Origin of the sequence: Methylobacterium sp. WL8 (genome assembly GCF_008040045.1) — a bacterium.
In the GTDB taxonomy this organism is placed as follows: Bacteria; Pseudomonadota; Alphaproteobacteria; order Rhizobiales; family Beijerinckiaceae; genus Methylobacterium; species Methylobacterium cerastii.
Genome location: NZ_VRVF01000026.1, coordinates 53,319 through 64,113 on the forward strand (window position 1 = coordinate 53,319; position 10,795 = coordinate 64,113).

General features: G+C 71.1%; 8 protein-coding genes. 7 read left to right on the forward strand and 1 reads right to left on the reverse strand.

What is annotated here, in order from left to right; translation table 11 throughout:
* The first annotated feature begins 5 nt into the window (after positions 1–5).
* The 4 genes from tkt (at position 6) to pgl (ending at position 6,934) form a co-directional block, all read left to right on the forward strand.
* Positions 6–2,099 (forward strand): transketolase, encoded by a 2,094-nt coding sequence (tkt, locus tag FV234_RS11685; RefSeq protein ID WP_147763362.1) that lies wholly within the window; start codon positions 6–8, stop codon positions 2,097–2,099.
* A gap of 174 nt (positions 2,100–2,273) precedes the next feature.
* Positions 2,274–5,123 (forward strand): bifunctional transaldolase/phosoglucose isomerase, encoded by a 2,850-nt coding sequence (locus FV234_RS11690; RefSeq protein ID WP_147829425.1) that lies wholly within the window; start codon positions 2,274–2,276, stop codon positions 5,121–5,123.
* A gap of 102 nt (positions 5,124–5,225) precedes the next feature.
* Positions 5,226–6,206: a phosphogluconate dehydrogenase (NAD(+)-dependent, decarboxylating) gene (gnd, locus tag FV234_RS11695; RefSeq protein ID WP_147763360.1), complete on the forward strand. Its 981-nt coding sequence runs from the start codon at positions 5,226–5,228 to the stop codon at positions 6,204–6,206.
* Positions 6,206–6,934: a 6-phosphogluconolactonase gene (gene pgl / locus FV234_RS11700; RefSeq protein ID WP_147763386.1), complete on the forward strand. Its 729-nt coding sequence runs from the start codon at positions 6,206–6,208 to the stop codon at positions 6,932–6,934. The genes gnd and pgl overlap by 1 nt, the downstream gene beginning before the upstream one ends.
* A 162-nt stretch (positions 6,935–7,096) precedes the next feature.
* Here the strand turns inward: pgl and FV234_RS11705 are convergent, their stop codons facing one another.
* Positions 7,097–7,312, reverse strand: coding sequence for a hypothetical protein (locus FV234_RS11705; protein ID WP_147751495.1), 216 nt, complete (start codon positions 7,310–7,312; stop codon positions 7,097–7,099).
* Positions 7,313–7,710: 398 nt separating this feature from the next.
* Between FV234_RS11705 and FV234_RS11710 the strand changes: the two genes are divergently transcribed.
* The 3 genes from FV234_RS11710 to FV234_RS11720 all read left to right on the forward strand — a co-directional run.
* Complete coding sequence (locus FV234_RS11710) at positions 7,711–8,592, forward strand: putative selenate ABC transporter substrate-binding protein (RefSeq protein WP_147763359.1); 882 nt, start codon at positions 7,711–7,713, stop codon at positions 8,590–8,592.
* 8 nt (positions 8,593–8,600) lie between these two features.
* Positions 8,601–9,269: an ATP-binding cassette domain-containing protein gene (locus FV234_RS11715; RefSeq protein WP_147751493.1), complete on the forward strand. Its 669-nt coding sequence runs from the start codon at positions 8,601–8,603 to the stop codon at positions 9,267–9,269.
* Positions 9,266–10,795: ABC transporter permease (locus FV234_RS11720; protein ID WP_147763358.1), on the forward strand; the 1,530-nt coding region annotated here is incomplete at its 3' end. The genes FV234_RS11715 and FV234_RS11720, both read left to right, overlap by 4 nt.

Below are 10,795 nucleotides of genomic sequence, written 5' to 3' on the forward strand. Positions count from 1 at the left end.
ACACCATGAGCGGAGCTGACACCGTGCCCAAGACGGCGCTTTCCGAGATCGACAAGCTCTCGATCGACACCATCCGCACGTTGGCGATCGATGCGGTGCAGAAGGCCAATTCGGGACACGCCGGCGCGCCGATGGCGCTGGCTCCGGTGGCCTACACCCTGTGGAACCGATACCTCCGCTACGACCCGGCGCATCCCCACTGGCCCAACCGCGACCGCTTCGTTCTGTCCTGCGGCCACGCCTCGATGCTGCTCTACGCGCTGCTGCACCTTGCAGGCGTGGCGGAAAAGGACGGCGGCAACGCGCCGGCCGTGACGCTCGAGGACATCAAGAAGTTTCGGCAGCTCGACAGCCGCACGCCGGGCCACCCGGAATACCACTTCACCACCGGCGTCGAGACCACCACAGGGCCCCTCGGCCAGGGCGTGGCGAACTCCGTCGGCATGGCGATGGGCGGCCGCTACCTCGGTGAGCACCTGAACCGGCCCGAGCTGCCGCTGTTCGACTACAACGTCTACGCGATCTGCTCGGACGGCGACCTGATGGAGGGCGTCGCCTCCGAGGCCGCCTCGATCGCCGGGCACCTGCGCCTGTCGAACCTGTGCTGGATCTACGACAACAACACCATCACCATCGAGGGCCACACCGAACTGGCCTTCGGCGAAGAGGTCGCGACCCGGTTCCTCGCCTACGGCTGGCAGGTGCTGCGCGTCGCCGACGCCAACGACGTGCATTCGATCTCGGGTGCGATCGAGACCTTCCTGCAGTCGAGCGACCGGCCGACGATCATCATCGTCAACTCGATCATCGGCTTCGGCGCGCCGAAGAAGCAGAACACGTCGAAGGCCCACTCGGACGCGCTCGGCGAGGACGAGGCCAAGGGCGCCAAGCGCGCCTACGGCTGGCCGGAGGACGCGCAGTTCCTGGTGCCCGACGGCGTGCAGCAGAACTTTTCCGACAACATCGGCAAGCGCGGCGCCGAGCTCTACGACCAGTGGCAGGGCTTCCTGACGGCCGCCAAGGACGCCGACCCCGAGCACGCCGAGACCCTCGACGCCTTCTTCGAGGGCCGCCTGCCCGAGGGCTGGGACCGGGACATCCCGGTGTTCGAGCCCGACGCCAAGGGGCTCGCGACCCGCGAATCCTCTGGAAAGGTGTTGAACGCCATCGCCCAGCACGTGCCGTTCATGCTCGGCGGCTCGGCGGATCTGGCGCCCTCGAACAAGTCGAACCTCACCTTCGAGGGGGCGGGCTCGCTCACCCCGTTCGAGCCGGGCGGCCGCAACATCCACTTCGGCGTGCGCGAGCACGCCATGGGCTCGATCGTGAACGGGCTCGGGCTCTCGGGCCTCAGGGCCTACGGCGCGACCTTCCTGGTCTTCGTCGACTACATGCGCCCGGCGGTGCGGCTGGCTTCTTTGATGGAGTTGCCGGTCTTCCACATCTTCACGCACGACTCCATCGGCGTCGGCGAAGACGGGCCGACCCACCAGCCGGTGGAGCAGCTCCTGAGCCTGCGCTGCATCCCCGGCCTCGTGACCCTGCGCCCCGCCGACGCCAACGAGGTCGCGGAAGCCTACCGCGTGATCTTCTCGCTGAAAGACCAGCCGGCGGTGCTCGCCCTCTCGCGCCAGCCGCTGCCGACCATCGACCGCACGACCTTCGCCAGCGCGTCGGGCGTCGCCAAGGGCGGCTACGTGCTCGCGGGCGGCGACGCGACGCCGGAGGTGATCCTGATCGGCTCCGGCTCCGAAGTGCAGCTCTGCCTCCAGGCCTACGAGAGCCTGAAGGCCGAGGGCGTGGCGGCGCGCGTCGTCTCGATGCCGTCCTGGGACCTGTTCGAGCGCCAGGACGAGGCCTATCGCGAGAGCGTGCTGCCGCCGGCCGTGCTGGCCCGCGTCGCCGTCGAGCAGGGCTCGGTGATCGGCTGGGACCGCTATGCGGGCTCGGCCGGCACGATCATCGGGATGCACACCTTCGGCTCCTCGGCGCCGATCAAGGACCTGCAGGCCAAGTTCGGGTTCACGCCGGAGAAGGTGCTGCTGGCGGCGCGAGACCAGATCGCCAAGCACAAGAACGATCACAACGCCAAGCACTGAGACAAGCACTGAGACAGGCACGCGTACAAGCACGCGTACAAGCACGAGTCCTGGGCATCGCGACCCAGGCCTGCGCTCCACGCCGGAGCCAAGGCCTGGGTCCGCGGGTTGATCTCCCGAGCGGGGGGTCGACGACACGACGAACCGAGACCGACGACTTTGCGAGGCATCGACATGAACGCGCTCAAGGCCCTGCACGCCGAACAGGATCAGGCGGTCTGGCTCGACTTCGTCGCCCGCGGCTTCGTCGCCAAGGGCGAGCTCAAGGCGCTGGTCGAGAACGACGGCCTGCGCGGCGTGACCTCCAACCCCTCGATCTTCGAGAAGGCCATCGGCCATTCCGACGAGTACGATGCCAGCCTCAAGAGCGTGATGGAGCAGGGCGACAGCCGCGTCATCGACCTCTACGAGGGCTTGGCCATCGCCGACATCCAGGCGGCGGCCGACGTGCTGCGCCCGGTCTACGAGGCGTCCGACGGCGCAGACGGCTACGTCAGCCTCGAGGTCTCGCCCTACCTCGCCCTGCAGACCGAGGACACGCTGGAGGAGGCTCGCAGGCTCCACAAGGCCGTGGCGCGCGACAACCTGATGGTGAAGGTGCCCGCGACCCCGGAGGGCATCCCGGCGATCCGCCAGCTCACGGCGGAAGGCATCTCGATCAACGTCACCCTGCTGTTCTCGCAGGGCGAGTACGAGAAGGTCGCCCGCGCCTTCGTCGACGGCCTCGCGGAGCGCGCGAGGAACGGCGGCGACGTCTCGCGGATCGCGAGCGTGGCGAGCTTCTTCATCAGCCGCATCGACGTGCTGGCCGACAAGCTGCTCGACGAGAAGGCCGCGGCGGAAGCCGACCCCGAGCGGAAGGCCGCCCTCGAAGCCCTCAAGGGCAAGGTCGCGATCGCCAACGCCAAGCTCGCCTACCAGCGCTACAAGGCGGTGTTCGCGGACAGCAAGTGGACGGCGCTGGCCGAGAAGGGCGCCAAGGCGCAGCGGCTGCTCTGGGCCTCCACGGGCACCAAGAACAAGGCCTACCGCGACGTGCTCTACGTCGAGGAGCTGATCGGCCCGAACACCGTCAACACCATGCCGCCGGCCACGATGGACGCGTTCCGCGACCATGGCGCGGTGCGCAACGCGATCGAGGAGGACGTGGCCGGGGCGGAAGCCGTGATGGCGCGCCTGGCTGAGGCCGGCATCGACATCGACGCGATGGCCAAGCAGCTGGTCGAGGAGGGCGTGCAGCTCTTCGTCGACGCCGCCGACAAGCTGCTCGGCGCGGTCGCCGGCAAGCGCGTGGCGCTGCTCGGCCATCGCCTGAACGTCCAGAGCCTGAAGCTCGGCGACGCGCTGGCCGCCGAGACCGGCAAGGCGGTCGAAGCCTGGCGCGCGAGCGGTGCGATCCGCCGCCTGTGGGCGCACGACACCACGGTCTGGTCGGGCGCCGACGAGGATCGGTGGCTCGGCTGGCTCCGCATCGTCGAGGACGAGCTGGAGAAGGCGCAGGATTACGCCGCGCTCTCGGCCTGGGTTCAGGGGCAGGGCTTCGCCGACGTCGTCGTGCTCGGCATGGGCGGGTCGAGCCTCGGCCCCGAAGTGCTCGGCCTGACCTACGGCAACCGCGACGGCTTCCCGAAGCTCTCGATCCTCGATTCCACCAATCCCGACGAGGTCCGCGCGCTCGAGGCCACCCTCGACCTGCCGCGCACGCTGTTCGTCGTCGCCTCGAAGTCCGGCTCGACCTTGGAGCCGAACGTGTTTCGCGACTACTTCCTGGCGCGGATGAAGGCGGTCGTCGGCGAGCGGGCGGGCGAGCACTTCCTCGCCGTCACCGATCCCGGCTCGGCGATGGAGAAGGCGGCCAAGGCCGACGGCTTCCGGCGGATCTTCTACGGCGTGCCGCAGATCGGCGGGCGCTACTCCGTGCTCTCGGCCTTCGGCCTGGTGCCGGCGGCCTGCGTCGGCATCGACGTGACGGACTTCCTGGAGCGGGCGCGGATCATGGTCCGCTCCTGCGGCCCGGCGGTGCCGCCGACCGAGAACCCCGGCGTGCTGCTGGGCGCCGCGATGGGCACCGCTGGTCTGGCGGGTCGCGACAAGGTGACGATCGTCGCCTCCCCGGGGATCGCCAGCTTCGGCGGTTGGGCCGAGCAGCTGATCGCGGAGTCGACCGGCAAGCAGGGCAAGGGCCTGATCCCGATCGACGGCGAGCCGGTCGACGTGCCGGCCGCCTACGGCCACGACCGCCTCTTCGTCTACCTGCGCCTCGACGGCCATGCCGACGAGCGCCAGGACGAGACCCTGCGCGGCCTGGAGCGCGAGGGCCATCCGGTGGTGCGCATCACCCTCGACACGGTGGAGCAGCTTCCGCAGGAGTTCTTCCGCTTCGAGATGGCGACCGCGGTGGCCGGCGCGCTGCTCGGCATCAACCCGTTCGACCAGCCCGACGTCGAGGCGAGCAAGATCGAGACGAAGAAGCTGTTCGAGGCCGCCGAGGCGAGCGGAGCGCTGCCGCCCGAGACGCCGGTGTTCGAGGACGAGACCATCGCCCTCTACGCCGACACGGCCAATTCCGGCGCGCTGCCGGAGGCGGCCGACGGGCTGGAGGCCGGGCTGAAGGCGCAGGTCGCCCGGCTCAAGGCCGGCGACTACCTGGCGCTCCTCGCCTACGTGCCGCGGAACGAGGCGAACCACGCCGTCCTGCAGCAGGCCCGCTTGGCGATCCGCGACGCGCGGCACGTGGCGACCTGCCTGGAATTCGGGCCGCGCTTCCTCCACTCGACGGGCCAGGCCTACAAGGGCGGCCCCGACACCGGCGTGTTCGTGCAGATCACCGCCGACCCCGCCGAGGACCTCGCGATCCCGGGGCGCAAGCTCGGCTTCGGCACCGTGGTCGCGGCGCAGGCGCGCGGCGACCTGTCGGTCCTCGCCGAGCGCGGACGCCGGGCGCTGCGGGTCCACATCAAGGGCGGCGACGTCCCGGCCGGCCTGAAGCGGATCGCCGCGGCCCTGACCGCCGCGGCGGGCTAAGCCTCACGACGGATCGCCGCGCCCGGGGCCCCTCGCGGGCGCAGCCGGGTGCGGCGGGCCGCCACCGACAGAGCCTCACAGAGCCTCAGAGGAGTGCCAAACATGCAGCTCGGGATGATCGGCCTCGGCCGGATGGGCGGCAACATCGTCCGGCGCCTCCTGCGCGACGGGCACACGGCGGTGGTCTTCGACCAGAACCCGGAGGCGGTGAAGGCGCTGGTCGAGGCCGGCGCGGTCGGCGCCGACAGCCTGGAGGACTTCGTCTCCAAGCTCGACGTCCCGCGGGCCGCCTGGGTGATGCTGCCGGCGGGCGCGATCACGGAAGCCACGGTGAAGGCGCTGTCCGGCCTGATGCAGGCCGACGACGTGATCATCGACGGCGGCAACTCGTTCTACGGCGACGACGTGCGCCGCGCGGGCGAGCTCAAGGACCGGAGCATCCACTACGTCGACGTCGGCACCTCCGGCGGCGTCTGGGGGCTGGAGCGCGGCTACTGCATGATGATCGGCGGCGACAAGGCGGCCGTCGATCGCCTCGACCCGGTCTTCGCGACGCTCGCGCCGGGGATCGGCGACATCCCGAAGACGCCGGGGCGCGACGGCCGCGACCCCCGCGCCGAGCAGGGCTACATCCATGCCGGCCCGAGCGGGGCAGGCCACTTCGTCAAGATGATCCACAACGGCATCGAATACGGCCTGATGCAGGCCTATGCCGAGGGCTTCGACATCCTCAAGCACGCCGACAGCGAGGCGCTGCCCCCCGAGCGCCGGTTCGACCTCAACCTCGGCGACATCGCCGAGGTCTGGCGCCGCGGCAGCGTGGTCTCGTCCTGGCTCCTCGACCTGACGGCGAGCGCGTTGGCCACCGACGAGAAGCTCGAGGACTATTCCGGCTACGTCGAGGATTCCGGCGAGGGCCGCTGGACGATCAACGCGGCGATCGAGGAATCCGTGCCGGCCACGGTGCTGTCGAACGCGCTCTACCGCCGCTTCCGCTCGCGCGAGGACGCGTCCTACGCCGACAAGATGCTGTCGGCGATGCGCAAGGGGTTCGGCGGCCACCAGGAGCCCAAAAAGTCATGATGGGCGCGCTGCCGCCCGACGCCGTGGTCCTTCCCGATGCCGACGCGGTGGCCCGCGAGGCTGCCGAGCGCCTGATCGCGGTCTGCGAGGCCTCGCGATCCGAGCGGATCGCGATCGCGCTGTCCGGCGGATCGACGCCCAAGCGCCTCTACGCCCTGCTCGCCGGGCCGGACCATGTCGGCCGCGTGCCCTGGGACCGGGTCCACTGGTTCTTCGGCGACGACCGTGCCGTGCCGTGGGACCATGCCGACAGCAACGTCCGCATGGTGCGCGAGGCCTTCGGCCACGGCACGGCTTTGTCGGCCGCGCACCTGCACTTCATCCCGACCGACCTCGGGCCGGAGGTGGCGGCCGAGGCCTACTCCCGCACGCTCCTCGCGTTCTATGGCGCCGACCGGCTCGACCCCGCCCGTCCGCTGTTCGACTGCGTCCTGCTCGGCCTCGGCGAGGACGGCCACACCGCCTCGCTGTTTCCCGGCAAGCCCGCCCTGTCCGTGACGGACGCCCTCGTGGCGCCCGTGCCGGAGGCCGGCCTGACGCCGTTCGTGCCGCGGGTGACGCTGACCTTCAAGGCGATCGCCTCCTCCGCCCTGATCCTGTTCCTGGTGGGCGGCGCGGGCAAGCGCGAGGCGCTCCGGCGGCTCGCCGCCGGCGAGGACCTGCCGGCGGGCCGGGTGACGAGCCGGGGGCGGATCGAATGGTTGCTCGATGAGGCGGCCGCCGCCTGATACGGCCTCCGCTCGATCGAAGCGGAGGCCGTATCAGGCAAGCCCGCGCGGCGCATCCCGCGCGGCGCATGAGCGAAGCCCACATCCGCCATCCCGAAGGGATCGACCGGATTTGGTATGACGCCGCCGGAGCCGTCATCGAATCCGGCGGCGGCGATCTGGTCAGCGATGGCGGCGGTGATGACGGTGACGGCGCATCATGTGCGGGCGCGCCATCATGCTGCCGCGGCGGGCCATCCGATGCTGGCCGGCGAAGGTGCTGTTGCCGGTCGCCGCGGCGTTGCGGGAGAGGCCGTCGCCGGGGGCCGCCTGGCTCGGCATGTTCGTGCCGGCGAGTAGGCCGATGGCCAGGGTCGCGCCGAGGAGGATCTTCTTCATGGTGGTTTTCCGTCCGTGATCGTTCGTTCGCCCTGCTCGAACGGCGTTCGGAGGGCCGGGTTCCCGTTGATCGTACCATCCTGCCGCCCGTGCCTGCCGCCCGTGTCTCCCGCCGCGGTCGAAGGCGTGGCCTTCGACCCTGCGGGGCCAGGCGTCGGGCCGGGCGGGTCGGCACGGCGGAGGACGACCGGTGCGGCGCCGCCACCGCATCCACGGCGTGACCGGCCCATGCTCTAACCGCCTGCGTGGCCGCTTTTTCTGCACGCGAGCCGGTATCCACCGCGCTCGAAAATGCTCTAGGGCAGGATACCGATGAGGGCAGGACACCGATGCGGGCCGGTCACCGATGCGGATGGCGGCCCAGGGCCGAGGCGGTCGACGGGGAGCGGGGACGAAGCATGCGCGACGGATTTCGGACGCTGATCCTGGCGGTGCTCGCCGCCCTGCCCGCGGCGGGGCCGGCCTCGGCGCAAGCCGCCAAGCCCGCCTTCGTGTTCACCGGCATCCCGGATCAGGACGAGAGCCGCCTGGTCGAGCGCTTCGGCAAGGTCGCGCGCTACCTCGAAGCCAAGCTCGGCGTGCCGGTGACGTACATCCCGGTGAAGAACTATCCGGCCGCCGTCACCGCCTTCACCAACGGGCAGGTGCAGCTCGCCTGGTTCGGCGGCTTCACCGGCGTGCAGGCGCGCAAGGCGGTGCCGGGCTCCCAGGCGATCGCGCAAGGCGCGGAGGACGCCGCCTTCAAGACCTACCTGATCGCCAACGTGAAGACCGGCCTCCAGCCGTCCAAGGACTTCCCGAAGGACATCGCCGGCAAGAGCTTCACCTTCGGCTCGCGCGCCTCGACCTCGGGCCGCCTGATGCCGGAATACTTCATCCGGCAGGCCTTTCCGGGCAAGACCCCCGAGCAGGTCTTCCCGACGGTGGGCTTCTCGGGCGACCACAGCCGGACGATCCAGCTCGTGCAGTCGGGCGCCTTCGCCGTCGGCGCGGTCGACTATTCGGTCTGGGACCTCGACGCCAAGGCCGGCAAGGTCGACCCCAAGGCCGTCACGGTGATCTGGGAGAGCCCGACCTTCCCCGACTACCAGTGGACGGTGCGCGGCGACGTGGACGCGATCTACGGCGACGGCTTCACCGCGAAGCTGAAGGCGGCGCTCGTCGGCATCGCCGATCCGGCGATCCTGGAGCCGTTCGGCCGCTCGAAATTCATCCCCGTCGACAACGCCGCCTACGCGCCGCTGATCGCGGTGGGGCAGTCCACCGGCCTGCTCGACTGACCGACACGATGGCAGACCCTGCGATCCGGCTCGTGGATGCGGGCGCCGCCTACGACGGGCGCCCGGTGCTCGCCGGCATCGACCTGACGATTTATCCGGGCGAGCGGGTCGCGCTGCTGGGGCGCTCGGGGGCGGGCAAGTCGACGCTGATCGGCCTGATCCAGGCGCAGAGCCCGGAGCGGGTCGCGCTGGTGCCGCAGGCGGCGGCCCTCGTGCGGACCCTGTCGGTGTTCCACAACGTCTACATGGGCCGCCTCGACCGCCGCTCGACCCTGCACAACCTGCGCACCCTGGTTCGCCCGGCCGCCGCCGACCTCGCCGAAGTCCGCGCGGTGCTGGCCCGGGTCGGCCTGGCCGAGAAGATCCGCGAGAAGGCGGGCGCGCTGTCGGGCGGGCAGCAGCAGCGGGTCTCGGTCGCCCGCGCGCTCTACAACGGCCGGCCGATCCTGGTCGGCGACGAGCCGGTCTCGGCGCTGGACCGGATGCAGGGCGCAGCCGTGCTCGCCGAGATGGCCCGCGGCCACGAGACCCTGGTGGTGGCCCTCCACGACGTGGCGCTCGCGCTCGCCCACACCGACCGGATCGTGGTGCTGGAGGCCGGCCGCATCGTCCTCGACGCGCCCGCCCGCAGCCTCGACGCGGCGGCGCTGAGCCCGTTCTACCAGGCGGCGGCGTGATCGGGCTTCAACGCCCTGGCTACGCCGCGACCAGCCTGTGGTTCGCGGGGGCCGCGCTCGCCGCCTTGTCCCTGGCCGACCTCCACGTCACCAGCCTGAACCCCTGGGCCGACCTCCAGCGGCTGCTCGCCGGCCTGTTGCGGCCCGACCTGCTCTCGGTGGAGGGCTGGAGCGTCGTCTACACGGTCGCCTTCGCGGTGCTCGGCGTGACGTTGGGCGCCGGCGCCGGCTTCCTGCTGGCGATTCCCTTTGCGCGGTTCCGCGCGGTCCGCCTCCTCTGCGCCGGCCTGCGCGCGGTGCACGAGCTGTTCTGGGCCCTGCTGCTGATGCAGGTGTTCGGGCTTTCGGCCACCACCGGGATCCTGGCCATCGCCCTGCCCTATGCCGGCATCTGCGCGAAGGTCTACTCGGAGATCATCGAGGAGGCCGACCTGTCGGCGCTCCGGGTGCTGCCCGCGGGCACCGGCGCCGTCTCGGCCTTCCTCTACGCCCGCCTGCCGGAGGTCGCGGGCGCGTTCCGGCACTACACCCTCTACCGCTTCGAATGCGCCATGCGCTCGACCCTGGTGCTCGGCTTCATCGGCCTGCCGACCATGGGGTTCTACCTCGAATCCGCCTTCCGCCAGGGGCGCTACGCCGAGGCCGGGGCGCTGCTGCTGGTGTTCTACGCGCTGATCGGCTCGCGCCGGCTCTGGGTGCGGGCGAACACGGTGCCGGTGCTGATCGCGGCGAGCGCGCTGGCGCTGCCGGCCACCGTCGGCACCACCAACGTCGGCGCCAGCCTCGTCCGCTTCCTCACCCACGACGTCGTCCCCGCGCCCTTGCGCAACGCGAGCCTCCTCGACCCCGCCACCCTGCCCCGGCTCTGGGCCTGGTTCTCGCCGATCCTGACCGGCCAGATCCTCCCCGGCGCGGTGCAGACGCTGGTGCTGGCGCAGATCGCGCTGGTCGCGACCGCGCTCGGCGCCCTCGTCCTGTTCCCGCTGGTGTCGCGGCGCTTTTCCGGCCGGTTCGGCGCGCCCGCGGGGCGGGTGCTCCTCGTGGTTTTGCGCTCGACGCCGGAATACATGCTCGCCTACGTCCTGCTGCAGACCCTCGGCCCCTCGATGCTGCCGGCGATCCTGGCGCTGACGATCCACAATGCCGGCATCGTCGGCTACCTGATGGGGCGCCACGCCGACGCCCTACCCTACCGCGCCGACGCGCCGACGGGCCTCAACCTCTACGCCTACGAGACCGTGCCGCGGCTCTACGGGCAGTTCCTCGCCTACCTGCTCTACCGCTGGGAGCTGATCCTTCGCGAGAGCGCGATCTTCGGCATCCTGGGCGTCGCGACGCTGGGCTTCCACGTCGACGCCGCGATCTCGGAATTGCGCCTCGACGTCGCCACGGTGCTGATCGCGGCCACCGCCGCGCTGACGATCGCCGTCGATGCCGGCTCGCGCGCCCTGCGCAAGGCCCTGCGCCTCGACACCCTGCCGACGCGCCTCGCCGACCCGGTGAAGGCGCCCGCCCCCGTCTTGCCC